Annotated in this window: 19 protein-coding genes and 2 tRNA genes; 18 read left to right on the top strand and 3 right to left on the bottom strand. The window is 45.8% G+C overall.

Going from position 1 to position 21,561, the window contains the following annotated elements; all coding sequences use genetic code 11:
* Positions 1-21 precede the first annotated feature (21 nt).
* Positions 22-1,410, top strand: coding sequence for an NAD(P)H-hydrate dehydratase (locus ACFO4U_RS05545; protein WP_215243830.1), 1,389 nt, complete (start codon positions 22-24; stop codon positions 1,408-1,410).
* A gap of 31 nt (positions 1,411-1,441) precedes the next feature.
* Here ACFO4U_RS05545 and ACFO4U_RS05540 read toward each other — a convergent pair whose 3' ends face one another.
* A complete protein-coding gene (locus ACFO4U_RS05540; RefSeq protein ID WP_214690750.1) occupies positions 1,442-2,026 on the bottom strand; it encodes a hypothetical protein in 585 nt (194 codons plus the stop codon).
* Between the two features lie 75 nt (positions 2,027-2,101).
* Positions 2,102-3,223, bottom strand: coding sequence for a flavodoxin-dependent (E)-4-hydroxy-3-methylbut-2-enyl-diphosphate synthase (gene ispG, locus ACFO4U_RS05535; protein ID WP_012726622.1), 1,122 nt, complete (start codon positions 3,221-3,223; stop codon positions 2,102-2,104).
* Positions 3,224-3,442: 219 nt separating this feature from the next.
* On the opposite strand from ispG, the gene ACFO4U_RS05530 reads away from it, so the two are divergent.
* Positions 3,443-5,137, top strand: coding sequence for a methyl-accepting chemotaxis protein (locus ACFO4U_RS05530; RefSeq protein WP_251131844.1), 1,695 nt, complete (start codon positions 3,443-3,445; stop codon positions 5,135-5,137).
* Between the two features lie 34 nt (positions 5,138-5,171).
* Here ACFO4U_RS05530 and ACFO4U_RS05525 read toward each other — a convergent pair whose 3' ends face one another.
* A complete protein-coding gene (locus ACFO4U_RS05525; RefSeq protein ID WP_214690751.1) occupies positions 5,172-5,612 on the bottom strand; it encodes a hypothetical protein in 441 nt (146 codons plus the stop codon).
* 180 nt (positions 5,613-5,792) lie between these two features.
* Here ACFO4U_RS05525 and ACFO4U_RS05520 point away from each other — a divergent pair, with 180 nt between their 5' ends.
* The 16 genes from ACFO4U_RS05520 to ACFO4U_RS05445 all read left to right on the top strand — a co-directional run bounded on the left by ACFO4U_RS05520 (position 5,793) and on the right by ACFO4U_RS05445 (position 21,470).
* Positions 5,793-7,436: a Na/Pi cotransporter family protein gene (locus ACFO4U_RS05520; protein ID WP_214781476.1), complete on the top strand. Its 1,644-nt coding sequence runs from the start codon at positions 5,793-5,795 to the stop codon at positions 7,434-7,436.
* A gap of 106 nt (positions 7,437-7,542) precedes the next feature.
* A tRNA-Met gene (locus tag ACFO4U_RS05515) sits at positions 7,543-7,616 on the top strand.
* Positions 7,617-7,623: 7 nt separating this feature from the next.
* Positions 7,624-7,697, top strand: a tRNA-Ile gene (locus ACFO4U_RS05510).
* Between the two features lie 113 nt (positions 7,698-7,810).
* The gene (locus ACFO4U_RS05505) at positions 7,811-9,283 is read left to right on the top strand and encodes an alpha-amylase (RefSeq protein WP_196430863.1); all 1,473 of its coding nucleotides are present in this window, start codon (positions 7,811-7,813) and stop codon (positions 9,281-9,283) included.
* Between the two features lie 84 nt (positions 9,284-9,367).
* The gene (locus ACFO4U_RS05500) at positions 9,368-9,976 is read left to right on the top strand and encodes a superoxide dismutase (RefSeq protein ID WP_074033338.1); all 609 of its coding nucleotides are present in this window, start codon (positions 9,368-9,370) and stop codon (positions 9,974-9,976) included.
* 157 nt (positions 9,977-10,133) lie between these two features.
* The gene (locus tag ACFO4U_RS05495; RefSeq protein ID WP_214690753.1) at positions 10,134-12,197 is read left to right on the top strand and encodes a peptidoglycan D,D-transpeptidase FtsI family protein; all 2,064 of its coding nucleotides are present in this window, start codon (positions 10,134-10,136) and stop codon (positions 12,195-12,197) included.
* Between the two features lie 153 nt (positions 12,198-12,350).
* The gene (locus tag ACFO4U_RS05490; RefSeq protein ID WP_196430860.1) at positions 12,351-13,289 is read left to right on the top strand and encodes a PstS family phosphate ABC transporter substrate-binding protein; all 939 of its coding nucleotides are present in this window, start codon (positions 12,351-12,353) and stop codon (positions 13,287-13,289) included.
* Between the two features lie 83 nt (positions 13,290-13,372).
* On the top strand, positions 13,373-14,317 hold the full coding sequence (gene pstC / locus ACFO4U_RS05485; protein ID WP_012726614.1) for a phosphate ABC transporter permease subunit PstC: 945 nt from the start codon (positions 13,373-13,375) through the stop codon (positions 14,315-14,317).
* A 1-nt stretch (position 14,318) separates the two neighbouring features.
* Positions 14,319-15,230, top strand: a complete 912-nt coding sequence (gene pstA, locus ACFO4U_RS05480) for a phosphate ABC transporter permease PstA (protein ID WP_012726613.1) — start codon at positions 14,319-14,321, stop codon at positions 15,228-15,230.
* Between the two features lie 110 nt (positions 15,231-15,340).
* Entirely contained in the window at positions 15,341-16,102 is a 762-nt protein-coding gene (pstB, locus tag ACFO4U_RS05475; RefSeq protein WP_224862754.1) for a phosphate ABC transporter ATP-binding protein PstB, read from the top strand.
* 16 nt (positions 16,103-16,118) lie between these two features.
* Entirely contained in the window at positions 16,119-16,781 is a 663-nt protein-coding gene (phoU, locus tag ACFO4U_RS05470; RefSeq protein ID WP_012726611.1) for a phosphate signaling complex protein PhoU, read from the top strand.
* A gap of 115 nt (positions 16,782-16,896) precedes the next feature.
* Positions 16,897-17,646 (top strand): DUF4912 domain-containing protein, encoded by a 750-nt coding sequence (locus tag ACFO4U_RS05465; protein WP_215243831.1) that lies wholly within the window; start codon positions 16,897-16,899, stop codon positions 17,644-17,646.
* A 15-nt stretch (positions 17,647-17,661) separates the two neighbouring features.
* The gene (locus tag ACFO4U_RS05460) at positions 17,662-19,863 is read left to right on the top strand and encodes a 1,4-alpha-glucan branching protein domain-containing protein (protein ID WP_215243832.1); all 2,202 of its coding nucleotides are present in this window, start codon (positions 17,662-17,664) and stop codon (positions 19,861-19,863) included.
* Positions 19,864-19,947: 84 nt separating this feature from the next.
* A complete protein-coding gene (rpmG, locus tag ACFO4U_RS05455; protein WP_255313299.1) occupies positions 19,948-20,112 on the top strand; it encodes a 50S ribosomal protein L33 in 165 nt (54 codons plus the stop codon).
* Between the two features lie 54 nt (positions 20,113-20,166).
* The gene (locus tag ACFO4U_RS05450; RefSeq protein ID WP_214690757.1) at positions 20,167-20,721 is read left to right on the top strand and encodes a 5-formyltetrahydrofolate cyclo-ligase; all 555 of its coding nucleotides are present in this window, start codon (positions 20,167-20,169) and stop codon (positions 20,719-20,721) included.
* Positions 20,700-21,470, top strand: a complete 771-nt coding sequence (locus tag ACFO4U_RS05445) for a DUF92 domain-containing protein (protein WP_214690758.1) — start codon at positions 20,700-20,702, stop codon at positions 21,468-21,470. Before ACFO4U_RS05450 ends, ACFO4U_RS05445 begins: the two co-directional genes overlap by 22 nt.
* The last annotated feature ends 91 nt before the right edge of the window (positions 21,471-21,561 follow it).

Genomic DNA, 21,561 nt, shown 5'->3' with positions numbered 1-21,561 from the left:
TGTATCGAAGGGGGAGGTTAGATGATCTATACAGCTGCTGAGATTAAGCAGATCGATCGCACAGCGATTCAAAATGGGATGCCCGAAGAGGTGTTGATGGAGCGAGCGGCCTCGGCGATTGTGCCTCACATTCGAATCGATTCGCAGTCTACCATTTTGGTGATTTGTGGCACAGGCAACAACGGTGGGGACGGTTGGGTCGTAGCTCGAGAGATTGCTATGAAAGGGCATGAGGTCAGCGTGTGGTCACCGTTAGGGAAAAGTCAAACGGAGGCGGCTGCAATCCATGCTTCCTATGCATCTTCATTCCTTCGCCTTGTGGAACGGCCAATCCAAACAGATATCATCATTGATGCCTTGTTTGGCGTTGGGTTGTCCGGTCCCGTGACTGGTCAAGCGCGGGAAGTGATTGAATGGGTGAATCGTCAATCGACGCCTGTCATTTCGATTGATGTACCATCAGGCATACCGAGTGATCATGCTCGAGACTTTGATGATATAGCGATACGGGCGACGTATACGTATTCGTTACACGGTTTCAAACGTTCGACATTCTTAAATCGGACTGCTCCATTCTATGGCAAAGTGGAACGGATTGATATCGGACTCCGACATACATCCGATTGGAAGGTGTTGACCGAAACTGATTTCGATCGATCTCTTTTGGAGCGCGACCAATTCAGTCATAAGACGACATATGGACACGGGATGCTTATCGGGGGGAGTCGTCATTTTCTCGGTGCGCCATTCTTGGGTGGTCGTGCTGCAACTCGTTCTGGTATCGGCTTATTACGTCTCTCCATTCCACGTGAAGCGATCCCGCTTATCTCAACACTGCCTGAGGCGATGTATCAGCAACACACCGATGTGGTGGAACAACCGTACGATGCACTTGCCATCGGTCCCGGTATGATCGAAGGGGAAGCGTTGAATCTCATTTGGCAATACGCAAAACAGCAGTCTTGTCCTGTCATCTTGGACGCTGGGGCACTATCGACGAAACGATTGGAAACCCGGGGGCCGCTTACGCTGACACCGCATCCAGGTGAATTTTCAAGATTGACCGGAAAATCGGTTGAAGAGATCGAGGCAGATCGGTTTTCCATCGCTTGTGAGTTCGCGAAGCAACACCGAGTCCATTTGATTTTAAAAGGAACGTATACGATCATCGTTACACCTGACGGAACAGGTGCCGTCAATACCGTTGAAGCATCGGCGTTAGCGAAAGGTGGAAGTGGGGACGTGTTGACCGGAATCCTACTTGCGCTATGGGCTAGAAGAAAAAAGCCTTCGGCACCGAACGAGCAAGCGGTGCTATGGCATGCGCTCGCTGCCAAGTCGATTAGCCAGAGTATACACCCCGCAAGTGTACTCGCAAGCGATATAATCGAAGAGCTCGGACGAATTTAAAAGGCAAGCCCGATTGTGTCGGGCTTGCCTTTTAACGTTGCTGTAGAACGATTTGTTTCTCCAATTGCGCGACATGGTGATACGCCTCACGCCATGTCGAAATGCGAGTTACGCCTTCAGGTAACGTCTTACGATTATAGGGTGCGTCGAATAGGAGTACTGGAATTGACGTTTCTTCATGAATCGAGATGGCATTCTCATACCGGTCTTCCATAAACAGTTCGAGTGACAAGTCTTTGACGACATTGATTTTATCGTGAGAACCGGTCATGACCAACGAATCAAGGGGCAAACGATGCTGTTTGATCCATTCTTCGGTAACCGGTCGAACCGCCTCACTTCGGGCGGTGACGTAATGCAGGTGATGTTGCTGCTTTAATTCCCATAACACATCCAACACATCAGAGTGCGGAAGTGAACGACGGTAAATCGCTTCTTCATGCCCCTCTTCAATCATAAACTTCCAAAATTCATGTTGCTCCATCGTCGTATACGTGTGCAACTCGTACTCGGTCGCACGATGATAGTCAATCGAATAGCCGAGTGATTCATTCATATATATAAAACAACTTTTAGGATCTGTAACGGTTCCATCCAAATCAATGCCGATTCGCATCTCATCACTCCTCCTCACATGCCCTCTATTCTATCAAAAACCCGTACGGTTGCAACCGTACGGGCATGAGATTCATTAATTTGATTGGTTTGCGAGCTCTTGTTCTTCGCGCTCACGTTCCGCCATTTTTTCAGCAGCGATCGCATCGATTTCTTTTTTCAATTCTTCGACCATCGTCGCCTCAGGCACTTTACGGATGATCTTTCCGTGACGGAAGAGAAGTCCTTCATTACGTGCGCCTGCGATTCCGATGTCCGCTTCACGAGCCTCACCAGGACCGTTTACCGCACATCCGAGAACGGCAACTTTAATGTTGACGTTGATGTTTTGGATGTATTCTTCTACCTCTTTTGCAATCGAAATCAAATCGATTTCAATTCGTCCACATGTTGGACAAGAGATCAAAGTCGCGGCATTTGCTGCAAGTCCAAATGACTTGAGCACTTCTTTCGCAACTTTTACTTCCTCAACCGGGTCGTCTGAAAGTGAAACTCGAACTGTTGAACCGATTCCAAGAGAGAGAATCGCACCGAGTCCTGCAGCCGATTTAAGTGAACCGGAGAAGAGTGGACCTGACTCTGTGATGCCGACGTGAAGAGGATAATCAAACGTCTTCGCAGCGAGTGTGTAGGCTTCGAGTGCAAGGTTTACGTCTGAAGCTTTGAGCGAGATGATCGTGTTATAGAAGCCGAGATCCTCGAGAATCTTCACGTGGTGCATCGCACTCTCGACCATACCTTGCGCGGTCGGATATCCATACTTTTCAAGGAATTGTTTTTCTAATGATCCGGCGTTGACACCGATTCGAATTGGAATCCCTTTTGCTTTCGCCGCATTGACGACGGCCTCTACTTTCTCACGACGACCGATGTTACCCGGGTTAATCCGGATTTTATCGACGCCACTTTCAATGGCTTTTAAAGCAAGCTTGTAGTCGAAGTGGATGTCGACGACGAGCGGGATATTGATGCGGCTCTTAATTTCTGCAAGTGCGTCAGCTGCACGTTCGTCTGGACAAGCCACGCGAACGACTTGGCAACCAGCTTCCTCAAGACGCTTGATTTCGGCAACTGTTGCCTCGACGTCATGCGTTTTCGTAGTGGTCATAGATTGAATAATGACTTCGTTCGATCCTCCGATAATCAAGTTACCGACGCGGACCGGACGTGTTAATGAACGATGCAAAATTTCTGACATATACGTAATCTCCTTCTTTTGGAAAGAATCCAATCGATTTAAGATGATAAGGTTTCTTCATTATCATAACGAAAAGAATGTGAAAAAGCATCTAGGATGCGTGACGGATGTGTGCTCTTTACAAACTCTAACGCTATCTTAACATCTACTTCATAATTTTCCACCGTCTCAAGACCGATATATAGGCGAGATTAGAAAAAGAGGTGGCTTAACGTGAAGATGAATTTCAAGCGCAATCAAATGAAGGGTACGGGACGAAACGCTCGACTAAATCGTCATTTTAAAATAGGGCACCGCCTCCAATGGACGCTTATGCCAATCATATTACTTGTCTTTATCGTGACGTTTAGCTGGTTCGCCCTAAAGTCTGAACAACTATTGTCCGCAGAAATCGAGCAGCGCCTTATGCGAGAAGTTACGGTCATGCGAGAATCGGTGAAGACGTCGTACAGTGCATATGTAGCAAACGAGAAGCAACTCAACCGGTCATTAAAATCTACTTATATGCAACAAGCTTCTATTCTATCGGGAGATGATTTTGAAGCAGCGCAATTTTTAGTACGTGGAGAGTCTGTTGAGCAATTGAGTGGGTCAAAAGGAATGAAAACAGAGCAGATTGTAGGGAAAGTTTCACAAACGACAACATCTGAAGTAGAAGAGACAGATGGTTTACTTATAGCATCGGTCTCGATCCCTGAGCTAAAAGCAGATTACGTTCTCGTTGTCACGAAAGAATCTGCGCTTGGTCCAATGACTGAACTGCGAAAATATATCACGTTCATTTTATTCATTGCGATGATTGGGATGGCCATCCTCTTTTCGCGATTGATTCATCGTGAAGTCAAACCGTTGAGTGTATTGGCCCATTCATTGCGCCGTGCCGTTGAAACGCGTCGTTTCGATGACGTGGCACTTGGAGCGAAATCCAAAGAAATCCATATACTCGAAACCGAGTTCAACACGTTCATTCAATTATGGAATCAGTCCATGGATATGATGGGGAAGACAGCGAGTGCATTTCATCAAAGTCTTCCAATCTTCCAACAAGAACTGATGAACAGTCATCATCAGATTGAACAATTCCGTGAAGTTGCGGTTACGGTAGAACATACGAGTCATTCATATCAGTCGGTGACAAGCGATTCTACATTCAAAATGAGAGAAGTGACACAACAAATAGAAATGCTGGAACATCAAATTTCGAGTGTGGACGACCGTGGCAATCGACTGAAATCCATATTACATGAAGAACTTGAAACGTTCTATTCTGTGAAAGAGGCGAGTGATTATGTTGAGCAACAAGTGGAGAGTATTCAACAAAAGCTTGAAGAGAGTGAGTCGAACTCTTCAAAAGCGGATGAGGCGCTAAAGTGTATCCTATCGGTGTCGACAGCTACGAAGATGTTGTCGCTTAACGCATCGATTGAGGCAGCCCGCGCAGGAGAACATGGTAAAGGATTTGCTGTTGTTGCCAATGAAGTTGGGAAGTTAGCAAAAATGACGAATGAAGCGACACTCCTCGCGGTAGATGCAATCGAAGCATTGAACGAAGAACGAAAGGACCTGTTGTTTGAAGTTAATGACTTTATCAAAGAAGTGCATCTATTAAAAGATGCTGTTTATCGAGTAGAGATTGGAATCGGAACAATCGACCATGAAATCAAAGTTCAGTTAGATGAGTTTCAGTCCATCTCGGATCAAACGTCACATACGGGGAGACAGCTCTTGCAATTAATCGAATCGAATGAGCGGTTGCGAGAAATCAGTTCGTTACTCGAACGAAAGTTATTCGAGCTGAACGACGGTGTCGAACGATGGTCCAATGTGCAGTCTGCCTTACAGTCTGCAGGTACTGACTTGAGTGACCAAAGTGAAGCATTGAATCAGACGCTCGAGGAACTTTCTCCGGCATAAAAATAACGACAAGCGTTTACGAAGACGCTTGTCGTTATTTTTTTTTTGGCACTTTCGTTAAAGGGTAGGTGATATATCCGAGTCCAATGATGAAACCAATCCATATAAGAGACGGGTTCATGTGGTACAACACCACTAATATAACGGTAGGGACGAATGTCATCGCCACGGCATATGGCCAAGCTTGACGGTAGGCCCACATGTTTTTCGAGTAGACTTTTGTAACCAACTGAACATATAAAGCCATGATGGCGACCCAAAGTAAATAGAAAAAGAAAATGGCGAATCCGTGTAAGAATAGCCACATCGGAACGAAAAAATCAGGACGAATCACAATAAAGTCCAAGACAGTGATCAGAAGCGTCAACACGAGAGTGGCTCCCATATAAGCATGGAGCGGGGCTAAACGAAGACGCAATACTTGCTTAGATGGGACAAGACTTGTTCGGAGGAACGTCAAAATAGTGGACAACATACTAAAAACTCCAATCTGTTATATTACAGAAGTCAATAAGATGCATGAAGTGGTACAGTGTTTTAATAAAACTTTTACATTAAACGTGTTTACATGATACTACCGATGAAGGCATAATGAGTAGGGCATTAAAAACCAAGCAAATCCAACCAATTCTTAATTAAAAGGAGTACAAAAATCGTGGAATACAATTTGCAAGAAATGTTATTCATGTTTTTTGGAGGTCTAGGGATCTTCCTCTTCGGGATCAAATCGATGGGAGACGGACTCCAAAAGTCTGCAGGGAATCGCCTGCGAGACATCCTTGATAAGTATACAACGAATCCATTCCTTGGGGTACTCGCCGGGATTATCGTTACTGTATTGATTCAATCATCTTCAGGTACAACCGTCATTACGGTCGGACTTGTTAGCGCCGGGTTCATGACACTCCGTCAAGCAATCGGGGTCATCATGGGGGCGAACATCGGGACGACGGTGACGGCGTTCATCATCGGATTCGATGTCGGTGAGTACGCGCTCCCGATTATTGCAATCGGTGCAGTATTGTTGTTCTTCTTTAAAAAAGAAAAATTACAACACCTCGGTCAAATCTTCTTTGGCTTCGGGATGTTGTTCTATGGACTTGAATTGATGGGAAGTGGGATGAAACCACTTCGTTCAAGCGAATATTTCATCGACTTGACGCAATCAATGAGTGACAATCCGTTCCTCGGTGTCATCGTTGGTACAGTATTTACCGTGATTGTTCAATCATCGTCTGCGACGATTGGAATCTTGCAAGAACTATATGCTGGTGGTTCCATCGATTTAGGTGCTGCTTTACCGGTATTGTTCGGTGATAACATCGGAACAACGATCACAGCGATTTTGGCATCGATTGGTGCATCAGTTGCCGCACGTCGTGCAGCAGCGGCACACGTCATCTTTAACTTGATTGGTACGACAATCTTTATGATCTTATTAGTTCCGTTCACAAACTATATCTATTGGATCACAGATCTCTTGGCGATTGAGGATAAGATGCAAATCGCATTTGCACACGGTACGTTTAACGTCGTCAACACATTGATCCAGTTCTGGTTCATCGGAACGATTGCTTGGATTGTGACGAAATTGGTCCCAGGTGAAGACTCAATCGTCGATACGAAAGCACAACATTTAGACCCTATCTTCATTCAACAGTCACCTTCGATTGCAGTCGAGCAAGCGAAATACGAAGTCATCCGCATGGGAGATTTCGCAAAACTCGGTCTCGATGAAGCACGCAACTATTTGACGACTGGCGACAAGAAGCACGCTGAAAAGTCGGCACATATCGAAGAAGCATTGAACTCGTTGAATGCGAAAATTACAGATTACCTCGTGAAATTGGCTGCCGTTGATTTGACAGAACAAGAATCACAAGAACACAAAACACTCATGCATGCCATCAACGATATCGAGCGAATCGGTGATCACGTTGAGAACATCATCGAGTTGATTGATTATAAGACAGCTACTAAAGTGACGCTTTCGGCAGATGCACAAAAAGAATTGACTGAAATGTACGACCTCACACGTGCGACGTTAGAGAAATCTCTTCAAACGTTGGGGAGCGGCGACATGATTGAAGCACGTAAAGTCATTGAAATGGAAGCGAAACTCGACATGCTCGAGCGTCAATTCCGTAAGAACCACGTCGTTCGTTTGAACACAGGTGCTTGCGATGGACAAGCAGGTATGTTCTTCGTCGATATGCTCTCGAACTTGGAGCGAATCGGTGACCATGCTATGAACATCACGGAAATCACACTTGAAGATGCAAACGAAGTAACCGTATAAATCAGAAGCACTCCAAATGAAATTTGGGGTGCTTTTTCTTATTCGGCAAGGAATACTCCTTGACACTCCAAGACATATTCAGTATATTATTACTGTATAACAACATGGCGGTGTAGCTCAGCTGGCTAGAGCGTACGGTTCATACCCGTGAGGTCGTGGGTTCGACTCCCTCCGCCGCTATTTATAAGGACCCTTAGCTCAGCTGGTTAGAGCAGACGGCTCATAACCGTCCGGTCGTAGGTTCAAGTCCTACAGGGTCCATTCGTAAGCGACGTCACAATGTGAACGTCGCTTTTTTGTTTTCAATCTAAAATTGCTGGGTAAATACTCGTTAGCATTTTGTTTTTTGAAAAATATGAAATGAGGCGGACAAAATGGAACGAAACCACACCATGATGCAATTTTTTGAATGGCATGTCGAGGCAGATCAAAAGCATTGGAAGCGACTAAAAGAGAGAGCAGCCGACTTAAATAAAGCAGGAATCACTGCACTTTGGCTACCACCTGTCACAAAAGGGCAAAGTGATCAAGATACCGGTTATGGAATCTATGACTTATATGATTTGGGTGAGTTCGATCAAAAAGGATCGATTGCCACGAAATACGGTACGAAAAAAGAACTACTTGAAGCGACAGCCTATTGCCAACAAGAACTCGGGATGCAGATTTATATGGATGTCGTCATGAACCATAAAGCCGGGGCGGATGCGACCGAGAAGTTTGAAGTGTTAGAAGTAGATCCCGACGACCGTACGAAAGTCCTTTCAGATGAAGCGTTCGAAATCGAGGGATGGACAAAATTTGATTACGAAGCTCGTGATGGGAAATACTCTTCATTCAAATGGGACTTCACGCACTTTAACGGAACGGATTATGATGCGGCGACTGATCGTTCCGGTATTTTCTTTATTGTTGGAGAAAACAAAAGATGGAATGATAACGTCGACGATGAATTCGGTGTCTATGACTATTTAATGTTTGCGAACATCGATTACCACCATCCCGATGTGCGTGAAGAAGTGTTGAATTGGGGGAAATGGTTCATCGAGGAGACGAAATGTGATGGATTCCGTCTTGACGCCATTAAACACATCAACTATGACTTTGTAAAAGAGTTCAGTCAGACGATGCGGGAAGAGAAAGGTGACCAATTCTATTTTGTCGGCGAGTTTTGGAAATCTGACCTTGATGCCTGTCGTGAATTTCTCGATAATATCGATTACCATGTCGATTTATTCGATGTCCCGCTCCATTACAAATTACATCAAGCCTCGGAGGAAGGGGCCGCGTTTGACATGCGAACCATTTTTGATGATACGCTCGTTCAGTCACACCCGCTTCATTCCGTGACGTTCGTAGATAATCACGATTCACAACCCGAGGAGGCGCTTGAGTCATGGGTGAAAGATTGGTTCAAGCAAATCGCCTATGGTCTTGTCTTACTTCGTAAAGATGGTTATCCATGTGTCTTCTATGGCGATTACTACGGTATAGACGGTCCTCACCCGACTGATGGGATGAAGCTCGCCATTGATACGCTCCTATATGCGCGCCGAGAGAAAGCGTACGGGGAGCAGGATGATTACTTTGATGATGCAAACGTCATCGGGTGGGTACGAAAAGGTGTGGAGGAAATCGAACGTTCCGGATGTGCCGTCCTCATTTCAACTTCTGATGAATCTGAAAAGAGAATGTTTGTCGGGGAAGAACGTGCCGGTGAAACATGGGTCGATTTAACGAATACATTGAATGATCGAATTGAGATTGATGAAGAAGGATTTGGGGTATTTAAAGTGTCGGCGGGGTCGATTTCAGTTTGGGCATTGCCAGAAGAAGATGTCGAATAAAGCATTACAATTGAGTCGACCGTCACATATCTGTTACATTTAAGACGAACGTTGTTCAAAACACTTTTAAGGGGGATTTTAGTAATGGCTAAATTTGAATTACCACAACTTGATTACGCATATGATGCACTCGAACCACACATTGATGCACGCACGATGGAAATCCACCACACGAAACACCACAACACTTACGTCACAAACGTAAACAATGCACTCGAAGGAAAAGATGTGGAGTACTCTTCACTCGAAGACTTGCTTCAAAAAATCGATTCGCTTCCTGCTGACATTCAAACAGCTGTCCGCAACAACGGTGGCGGTCATTGGAACCACTCGTTCTTCTGGAAGCTCTTGAAGAAAAATGAGAACGGCACACCGTCTGGCGATCTCGCTGCTGCAATCGATGAGTCGTTCGGTAGCTTTGATGCGTTCAAAGACGAATTCACGAAAGCTGCAACGACTCGTTTCGGTTCAGGATGGGCTTGGCTCGTCGTGAAGAACGGGAAACTCGAAGTCACGTCTACACCAAACCAAGACTCACCAATCATGGAAGGTGTTACGCCAATCCTCGGTCTTGATGTATGGGAACATGCTTACTACTTGAACTACCAAAATCGTCGTCCTGACTATATCAACGCATTCTTCCATGTCATCGATTGGGATTATGTGGCGAAATTATACGCTGACGCAAAATAAACTGGTCTTACCCGGGGTTCTTATACGAATCTCGGGTTTTTTTGTGGTTTTCATTAATTTGTAAACAAATTATGATATAGTGAAATTCGGACAAAACGACAGGGATTCCTGTCCTCTATAATATAGAAGGAAATGAACGTGGAGGGAGTAAACGGACTTGGCAAAAAATCGGGTAAAAGTGCCGAAAAAACGGCGAAACCACTTACCGTTACGCTTAAATTTACTATTTTTCATCGTCTTCATTCTATTTGCGACCCTCATTTTTCGATTGGGTGTCGTACAAATCGTGAATGGTGAACTGATTGCTCGGGAAGTACAGAAAACGGAGTCGAGTAAAATCAAATATGAAGTGCCGCGAGGTAAAATCTACGACCGGAACGGTCAAGTGCTGGCGGATACGATTTCAAACTACTCGGTCATGTATCGCCGCTCTCAAGTGACAAAGACGGATGAACGTTTAGACGTCGCGAAAAAATTGGCGGAAATCGTCGACATTCCAAAAGAAGACCGTAAAATGACGGAGCGAGACCGAAAGGATTACTGGATTGCAACGAATCCGGAATTGGCGCAAGAACGGACTCAAGCGTTATTGGAAGAATTATCGGAAGAGGAGCGAGCCGCATTGTCTAACCAAGACGTGGACCGGCTCTTGCTTGATTCAATCACCGAAGAAGAGATCACGTTTGATGATGCGACAGAAGAAATCATCGCCATTAAACACAATATGGAGAGTGGCTATGCACTCGACCCACAGGTCATCAAAATCGGTGCAAGCCCGAAAGAGATGGCGGTCATCGAAGAGAACTTAGAGCAGTTGCCTGGAGTGAGTGTCGAACCTTACTATCAACGGGATTATCCGTATGATGAGACGTTCAAGAGTTTCCTAGGAAGTTATCGTCAAATTCCGGCGGAACAACGTGCATCTTATCAGGCGAAGGGTTACGGGTTGAACGACCGGGTTGGTACCTCCTACTTGGAACAACAGTATGAAGACGTCCTTCGGGGAACGCCGGCCTATGATGTGTTCACGACGTATAAAGGGGAGCCGGTCGGTGAACCGACACGAGTGAGTGGGAATCCAGGGAAAGACATCGTCTTATCGACCGACATCGAGTTCCAAAAAGAAATCGATGAGATCTTGAAAAAGGCGATTCGCGCAGGGCGCTCTGGAAGTCCTCATTTCGACCGAGCATTCGCTGTCGTCATGAATCCACAAACGGGTGAATTGCTCGCCTTATCTGGACAAGAACTCGATTTGGAAACGAACGAATTCAAGGATGTATCGACCGGAACGGTTCTTCGCGCCAGCCAAATCGGATCAACCATCAAAGGGGCGACGGTCGCCTATGGATTCGAAGAAGGTGTCGTGAAACCGGGAGAATATATTTATGATGCTCCGATTCGGATTGGTTCGTCAGTGAAAGCTTCCTACCGGAATATGGGGAACATCAACGACTTAGATGCACTCGCGATGTCATCGAATATCTATATGTTCCAAATTGCTTTGCGTCTGGCTGATTATTACTCGACAGGTCAAATTGTCGGGGAAAATGTCACGCAGGCGTTCGAAACGATGGAACACTACTATAAACAATTCGGTCTCGGAATCGAAACAGGGATCGACTTGCCGTTTGAGTCGACCGGATTCCGTAGCATCCCGGACCGCGTCACGCTTCTAATGGATATGTCGATCGGACAGTATATTTCTTATACTCCGATTCAATTGGCGCAATATACGTCAGCATTGGCGAACGGTGGCTATCGTGTACAACCACACTTGCTGAAAGAAATCATTGAGCCGGGTTCGCTTGATGAGAACAATAAGCAAGTCGTGAGCACGTTCCAACCGAATGCGTTGAATAAAGTCGATATCCAGGATGAATACATTCAACGTGTCCGTGAAGGATATCGTCAAGGGGTTGAATCTGCGTCCGGTTCGTCTCGCATTTTACAGGAGACCGGTATGACGGCTGCAGGTAAAACCGGAACTGCTCAAGCAATCGCGGAAGGGGCAGATGGTCAGGCGAAACGAAATGCGAACGGAGAACCGATTAAGACATTGAACTCAAACCATGTCGGTTGGGCACCGTTCGATGATCCGGAAATCGCTTGGGCGATCATCATGCCTGGACTTGAGGCGGAAGGAATCAATACGCGTGTCGCGCACGACATCATGAAAGCTTACTTTAATCTAGAAGACGTCAATGCAATGCTTCAGTAAAAGAAGTCACTTCGGTGACTTCTTTTTTTGTCTTTACAATTCTTTTACGTTCCGTTTATTTCTCGTTAATAGAAGTTCATTAGGATATTAATTGTAGGACAGAACAACAAATCCACAACAAAAATCAAAGCAAACTCAAGGAGGACGTCACAAATGTCTTGGATGAAAAAATCAGCTTTACTCGCTTCAATCACTTCAGTCGCACTCGTAGGTGCTGCTTGTGGGAACAATGAAGAAGGTGGCGCTGCTGAAGGCGGCGATGCGCTCTCAGGAAAAGTGGTCATGGATGGATCATCAACTGTATTCCCAATCATGGAAGCAGTCGCAGAAGAATTTTCAGCTGAACAACCAGAAGTTGAAGTGACAGTCGGTGTCTCTGGTACGGGTGGTGGCTTCAAACGTTTCGTGACGGGAGAGACAGACTTCTCGAACGCATCACGTGAAATCAAAGAAGAAGAAGCAGCCGAAGCTGAGAAAAACGGTGTGGAATTCACGCAACTCTCGGTTGCACTTGATGGACTTTCGCTCGTTGTAAACCCAGCGAACGATTGGGCACAAGATATCACGATTGAAGAATTGAATAAGATGTGGACGGACACAAGCGTAAAAACATGGAAAGACGTTCGCTCTGACTGGCCAGATGAGGAGATTTCATTCTTCGCACCAGGTAAAGACTCAGGTACATTTGACTTCTTCAATGAAGCCGTTCTTGACGATACGGACATTCGTGAAGACGCACAATTGTCAGAGGATGACAACGTCCTCGTCACGGGTGTAGCTGGAACGGAAGGTGCAATCGGATTCTTCGGATATGCATACTACATCGAAAACCAAGACACGCTTCGTGCCATGGCAGTCGAGGGTGTAGAGCCAACTCCAGAAACAATCAATGATCTTTCTTATCCACTCTCACGTGAAATCTACACGTACGTCAACAACGCTTCGTTGAAAGACAAAGAGCAAGTTGCAGAATTCGCACGCTTCATGAACGAAAACGCAGGTGCGCTCTCTGAAGAAGTAGGATATGTCGGTATGGAACAAGCGCGTTACGACGAAAACATGAAGATGATCGACGAAATCGCTGGAGAATAAGATGATAGGTGGCAGAAGGTGAGACACGGTCTCGCCTTCTCGCCATGCTTTCTAGTATGAAGAGGTAGGGAGCGATACACGAGATGAATGAACCGAACAATAAGCTTTCGATTCGAGAGATGATTCAACAAAATAAACAAAAGAAATATAGTACGACGAACGTGTTTGATAAAATCATGCCGTTCTTATTATTCTTGAGCGCATTCGTATCGGTCGTCACGACCATTGGTATTGCGTTCACACTAGGCTTTGAGCTATTCAAGTTCTTTGAACGAGTCCCTGTCGCAGAATTTTTAGGATCGACAGAATGGTACCCACTTAGTGCAGATCAGCGCTTCGGGGTATGGGCCCTTGTCATGGGAACACTCCAAATTACTGTGATTGCGATGATTGTAGCCGTCCCACTCGGTTTGGCGTCTGCGATTTATTTAAGTGAATACGCCTCTGAACGGGCACGACGTGTATTGAAACCAATTCTAGAAGTGTTGGCCGGTGTGCCGACCATCGTATTCGGTTTCTTCGCCTTGTCATTCATTACACCGATTCTGCAAGCACTCATCCCAGGACTTCAAATTTACAATGCACTCAGCCCAGGGATTGTCGTCGGGATTATGATTATTCCGATGATTGCCTCGATTTCTGAGGATGCAATGAGTGCTGTTCCGAAGAAAATTCGGGACGGTGCGCTCGGTTTAGGTGCGACACGTCTTGAAGTGGCGACGAAAGTTGTCATGCCTGCTGCGACGTCTGGGATCATCGCCTCTATCGTTCTCGGTATGAGCCGTGCGATTGGTGAGACGATGATTGTAACGATTGCTGGTGGTTCGCAGCCGAACTTCGAGTTCAACCCGCTCAATGCGATTCAGACGATGACAGCATATATCGTTCAAATCGCAAAAGGTGATGCAGGTTACGGCACAATCGAATATTACAGTATCTATGCGGTCGGTGCGTTGTTGTTCGTCTTTACCCTATTGATGAACCTATTCGCAAACTGGGTGACGCGCCGCTTCAGAGAGGAGTACTAATATGGCTTTACCGAACAGTGAGTTCAAGAATACGAAGAACTTGATGAATCGTGAGACCGTGTCTCAACGAATTAAACGACGTTTACAATTGAATGAAATATTTAAGTACATCTTTTTGGCGGGACTCGTCTTTGCACTCGTCGTCTTATCGACGTTGATTTATGACATCGTGTCAAAAGGTGCAGGATGGGTCGACCTCGATTTCTTGCGCAACTTCCCGTCGCGCCGTCCTGAACAGGCTGGATTATATCCTGCGTTGATTGGGTCATTATGGCTCATGCTATTGATCGTGCCGATGGTTTTTGTCATCGGTGTTGGAGCAGCGATTTACTTGGAGGAATATGCTCCGAAAAATCGCATGACTTCATTTATTGAAGTCAATATTTCGAACTTGGCTGGCGTTCCGTCAATCGTATTCGGATTGCTTGGATTGACGATTTTCGTCCGAGTCATGGAATTAGGGAACTCGATTATGGCCGGTGCCTTGACGCTCGGTCTCATGAGTTTGCCGATTGTCATCGTGGCCTCACAGGAAGCGCTACGAGCAGTCAAAATGGAATTACGACACGCTTCGCTAGCGCTTGGGGCATCGAAGTGGCAGACGACATTTAACGTCGTGTTACCTTCGGCGTTACCAGGGATCATCACGGGGATTATCCTAGCGGTTTCTCGTGCAATTGGTGAAACGGCTCCACTCATCATGGTCGGAGCGGCAACATTCATTTCAACGACACCGAGTAACATTTTCTCTGACTTCACGGCCCTCCCGATCCAGATTTACAACTGGACGAGCCGACCACAAGCAGAGTTCCAAAACTTAGCGGCAGCAGGGATCATCGTACTTATGACGATGCTCATCGCGATGAACTCGGTTGCAATCTATATTCGAAACAAATATACAAATCGACACTAAGTCTTTTTTGCAGATGAATGAGGAGGAAGCTCGAGATGATGAAACAACAAGAGCTCAACAAAGGAGATCAAAACGTGAACACAACTACGACAGAACCGACAACGACTGAGATGAAAAAAGATAGCGCCTATGTCGTCAACAATTTGAACTTGTGGTACGGAGAAGACCAGGCTTTGATTGACGTCAACCTCGATATTAAAAAGAATGAAGTCACGGCGATTATCGGACCATCTGGGTGCGGAAAATCGACGTTCATCAAGACGTTAAATCGGATGGTCGAACTCGTGCCATCGGTTCGGACGAACGGTGAAATTTTATACCATGGTCGTAACATCTTCGATCGCGGATACAAGGTGGAAGATTTGCGTACGTCGGTCGGGATGGTATTTCAACAACCGAACCCGTTCCCAAAATCGGTCTATGACAACGTGGCATACGGACCGCGGACGCACGGAATCAAAAATAAGAAAGTACTCGATGAAATTGTCGAGCGTTCATTACGTGGTGCGGCAATCTGGGATGAAGTAAAAGATCGATTGAATGAGAATGCGTACGGACTTTCAGGTGGACAACAACAACGTCTCTGTATCGCGCGTACGTTAGCGATTGAACCGGATGTCATCTTAATGGACGAGCCGACGTCTGCCCTTGATCCGATTTCTACATTGAAAGTGGAAGAATTGGTACAAGAGCTGAAAGAACAATATTCAATCATCATCGTGACACATAACATGCAACAAGCTGCCCGTGTTTCGGATAAAACGGCATTCTTCTTAAATGGAGAAGTTGTCGAGTTCGATGTAACAGATAAGATTTTCTCGAATCCATCTGACAAACGGACGGAAGACTATATTTCTGGCCGTTTCGGTTAAGGAGGAGACTGGATTGATGGCACAAAACCGCACATTTTTTGATACGAAGTTGACTGAATTAGAAGATAAAGTTGTTCGATTGGCAAACTTGACGATGCGCCAAACGGCGACGGCAATCGAAGTGTTGGAAAAACATGATCTCGAATTGGCTAAAACCGTGATTGATAACGATAACGAGTTAGACGAGTTGGAGTTGACAATCAATGACGAAGCGATTCTATTGATTGCAAAACAGCAACCAGTCGCGACTGACTTACGACGTCTGATTGTGACGATGAAATCAGCGACAGACCTTGAACGCATCGCGGACTATGCGACAAACATCGCAAAAGCAGTGACACGAATCGAGCACGTTCCTTATGTGCTTGACATCCAACCGCTCAAGAAGATGGCCGAGCAGTTGATTGACATGCTTGAACTGGCAACACGTGCCTATCGTAAAGGTGAAGTGAGCCGTGTTCGTGAACTCAATGAGATGGACCGCGTGATTGATGACATCAATCTAACGGTGATTAAACAATATATCGGTTCTCTTCCGGCCATGACGGTTGGAACGAACGATGTATACGAATTCTCGAACATCGCTCGATACCTCGAGCGGATGGGCGATCATGTGACGAATTTCGGAGAACATTTAATTTTTCTCGAAAAAGGAAAACATTATGATTTGAATCAATAAGATTAGTGGTAAAGAACAACAGTGCTGTTGTTCTTTATTTTTTGGGGCAGGAATACAAACTCAAGGAGCGAATAATAGTCTACATGGATTTTTACATGAAGGGAGCCATATAGAGATGGAAGAGAAAATCGTGTCCTTGAAACAACAAGGTCTTACGTTAAAACAGATTGCGGCAGAATTAGACGTCCCGATTGGCAAAGTCCAATACGCATGGCGGAAATGGAGAAATCAGCAACAGGAAGTGGAGGCGGTTGCCCCTGTGAAACAAAAGCGTGAAACGAAGAAAGCGAAGATGTCGGTGACGACCTCACGCAAACAAGTGGCATCAGCGAAAGAGACGGGCAACGTGTCGACTTCTCCACTTCTTGAAAAGGGTCCGGAAGGATACTGGAAGCTACCCGATCGGTACAACGTGGACTTTATGCATGCTGTCGTACAGTCTCCAAACTCAGTGTATGTATGCTGGGAAGTATCTGATCTCGTGAAAGAAACGTTAGCGCTTCAATTTATGCGACGCTGGGAAGAATTGCCGAAGGCGTTTCGCATCCTTGATGTTACGTTACTTGATTACAATAGCGGTCACGCAAACCGCTCCTATACATTCGATCTTCCTGAAATGACGAACAGCTGGTTCGTTCGCCCTCTCGACCCGAATACGACATATGTGTTTGAATTTGGGATTCGGACGATGGAAGGGGAGTTTCTCCCAATCGTCGCATCAAATCCGCTTGATACGCCGCGGGCAGAACCAGTAGGAGTCGGACGATTCGCAGAACCGGTCCGACGTTGGCAATACGGGGAAGTTGATTCTCCAGAACTACTTGATACGTTACCAAAATATGCAGCATACCGACTCGTGCGTTAAGGAGGACTTTTTATTATGAAACCTGGGTACTTTTCACTCGTCCTTCATGCTCATTTACCGTACGTTAGGCATGAAGAGAAACACCGTTTAGAAGAAAGATGGGTTTACGAGGCCATCTCTGAGACATATCTTCCGATTCTATGGCAAGTCGATCGCTTGAAGCGTCCCTTGCATTGGACGGTTAGTATTTCCCCACCTGTCGTTGAAATGCTTGCCGATTCTCTCATTCAGGATCGCTATGTGGAGCACTTAGACGATATGCTCGAATTGATTGCCCTCGAATTGTCTGAGGACCGAACAGACGAAGAAACAGCGACGTTACATTTTTATCGTCAACGATACCACGATTTAAAAAATACGTTCCTTCATTGGAATAAAAATTTGAATGAGGCGTTCCGTACATATCGTGAGGCAGGTTATATTGACATGGTGACATGTACGGCAACCCATGGCTTTAATCCACATCTCTTCACGGAACAGGCGGCGCGCACTGAGATTCGCACAGGTTTGAACTGTTTCGAACGTCATTATGGGTTCCGTCCAACAGGCATCTGGTTACCAGAGTGTGCTTATACACCAGGAGTTGATCGGATTCTTTATGAAGAAGGAATTCGCTACACATTTGTCGATGAACATGCTCTTCTCGACGCAGATCCGACGCCAGAGAAAGGAATTGGAGCCCCTGTTTATTCACCACATGGCGTCGCGTTGTTCCCTCGGGATCAAATCATCTCAGGTAAAATTTGGAGTTCGATGATCGGATATCCAGGCCATCCGGATTATCGTGAGTTTTACCGAGATTTGGCATACGATCGGGACTGGGACTATATCCAGTCCTTCATGCATCCGGAAGGAATTCGTTTTGATACGGGTTTAAAAATGCACCGGATTACGGGTGATACGGATCAAAAGGATTTCTACGTGCGCGAATGGGCGGAACATCAAATTGAAAACCATGCGACCGATTTTGCCAAAACGTTAGAATCACATCTTGAAGCGCACTGTGCTCAGACATTCCCACCATTTTTAGTCACGGCTCCGTTCGATGCGGAGCTGTTCGGTCACTGGTGGTTTGAGGGGCCAGAGTTTCTTGGGAAAGTAGCAGAGAGACTTGCTGAATTTGGAATTGAAACCATCACGCCAGCGCTCTTCCTTGAACGTCACTTTAAAGATTTACAGACGGTCCACGTGTCGATGAATACATGGGGACGTAAAGGTTATGGTGAAGTTTGGATTAACGAAAGAAATGAGTGGATGCTTCGTCATTTGCACATGATGGAGATGCAACTCGTAAAAGATGTGGCGGACTATCGTAATCAATCGGAAGCGACGAATCGCGCCTTGAAACAATTAATCCGTCATTACGTATTGGCTGTGTCGAGTGACTGGGCGTTCATCTTGGATGGGCAAACGACGGCGCAATATGCCGCCGAACGGTTCCGTGAACACACACGACTCTTTGCAGAACTTGAAACGGCACTCTATCAGGATGGAGTATCGGAGCAGTTGCTACATGATCATTATGCTGCATATCCATTCCTTCAAGACGAAGACATCGATATTGATTCGTTCTTATCTCCTCACGATTACTATGTGACAATCGAGCGCGAAGATGAAAAATCAGCTATTTTAGTACTCACGCCTGAATATCACGGTCATATCGTAGGGGGACTCGGAAGACGGGTCGTCGATGAAATCGAGGCGAGAGCGGACGATGGCGAAGTCGTCTATGTATTAACGCCATATCATGACGAGTTGCCTGAGTATGAACGTCAAGGAAACATACATGTGTATCGTGTTCGCCCAACTAGCCCATTTTTAGAGCATGTTATGAACCAGGTGGCTACACAAAATATCGCCTATGTAAAACTAGTACATGAACTTTCGAAACGTGTTTCCTTCAAAGTGATCCATCACTTCGATTGGATGACAATTCCTGCTGCAAGAGAACTTGCGCAATCCCTTGCGATTCCGTTATACTCAACTATGTTGTCCTTTGAAGCGACTCGCAATCCGCATGGTCACGGTGGTTTGTTCGATGCAATCCATCGAATCGAAAACAGCGTGTTTTCTGCATCAGAACGCGTTTATGTCGGTGAAGAGATCTCGATTCACGACCTGAAACAATGGTATAACGTGAGTGAGAACGTCAACACATGCCTACCTCTTGAGACTTCTCCGTATGGACAGGAATCAATGAAAAAGAACGTGAAATAACCTTGCTTTTTCACAAGAAACTTGGTAGGATAATTGAGTATGCTTAGACTGTAAAGCAAAAGCACTTGATACAACATCATTAAGATGGGAGTGAAAGAAATGCGCGTTAAAATTACATTAGCTTGCACAGAAACAGGCGATCGCACGTACATCACGAAGAAAAACAAACGTAACAACCCTGAGCGCCTCGAGTTGCGCAAATACAACCCACGTCTCCGTCGTCACACGCTTTACCGCGAAGTGAAGTAATGAGGGACCGGCCGTCACATATGTGGCGGCTTTTTTTGTAAGGAGGAATACGTTGTGGAAGAGAAAACAGCGCTCCGGCGCACGATTCATCAATACATCAAACAAATGGCGGATCGACATCATGCGGACGAAGTCATTCACCAATCATTATTTGCCTCGGACTTATGGATTGAAAGTCAAACAATCGCGCTAACGTTGTCACTCCCTCTAGAAATTGATACGTCCCCGATTATTCATATGGCCTTTAAAGAAGGAAAAACGGTCTGCGTCCCGAAAGTAACGGAGCGGGGACTTACGTTTCACATCATTCATTCATTTGATGATTTGGAAGAGGGAGTCATGAATATTTTAGAGCCGACCACTCCAGCGACTACGCAAGTGATCGACCTTTGTCTTGTTCCGGGGCGTGTTTTCGATCGAACCGGTTATCGCATCGGTTGGGGTGGGGGCTATTATGATCGCTTTTTAAAAACCTATAACGGTAGAACGCTTGCTTTGGCATATACCGTTCAGATTGTCGATCATGTACCAACTGAGCCGCACGACCTACCCGTTCAATGGATCGTGACAGAGAAGGAGATGATTCAGTGTTCGCCATATTCGCTGTAACTTGTTTCGTCGCCTATCTCGGTTATCGGTTACGCTCGTTGACTCGTTCTGGGGCACTGTTGACGATAGTGACCGGTACGGTGATTGGATTCTCCTTCGGATGGTTCGGTCTATACTTGCTTGGGGTGTTTTTTTCGACTTCTTCTCTCGCTTCGAAATATCGCTCTCGCGATAAAGAAGGAGTAGATGAGATTGTCGAGAAGACGGGGGCTCGTGATGCCATGCAAGTGTTGGCTAACGGTGGGGTCGGGATTTTATGTGCACTCGGTTATCAGTTTACAAATGATCCAGTCTACCTCTATATGTATGTCGTGTCCATCGCGGCAGCGACGAGCGATACGTGGGGATCTGAATTTGGTGTCCTCTCGAAGCGGAAACCTCGGTTCATGTTTACCTTTAAGCGAGTCGAACCGGGAACGAGTGGGGCCGTCTCGACATTCGGTACCGTCATGTCGATGTTTGGTGCAATGTTGATTGTCATATCCTCTCTTGTTTTCATTGACTTAAGCATCACGCTTCTTCTTTTATTATGGGTGATTGGATTAACTGGTAGTATGATTGATACGCTACTTGGTGCGACCGTCCAACGAACGTTTCGTTGTGCTGTTTGTGGAAAGTTGACCGAGCAAAAAATACATCACGACGTGCCGACGACATACGTGTCGGGATGGCGTTTTCTCGGAAATGATGCGGTAAATTTTCTTTCGGTTTGTGGGGCGACGATGATTTGTTTTTTTGTGTTTGGATGAGGGTAGTACAGAAAATGAAGGTGTTCCAAATGAATGTGAATATTGTCACAATATCGCCAAAGTGAAAACGGTTTCCGCTGTAGTTAGAGTT

The sequence above is a fragment of the Exiguobacterium profundum genome, from assembly GCF_042652865.1.
Taxonomy (GTDB): domain Bacteria; phylum Bacillota; class Bacilli; order Exiguobacteriales; family Exiguobacteriaceae; genus Exiguobacterium; species Exiguobacterium profundum.
The sequence above is the reverse complement of the archived record's forward strand: the minus strand, read 5'-3'. Positions and strand labels throughout refer to the sequence as shown.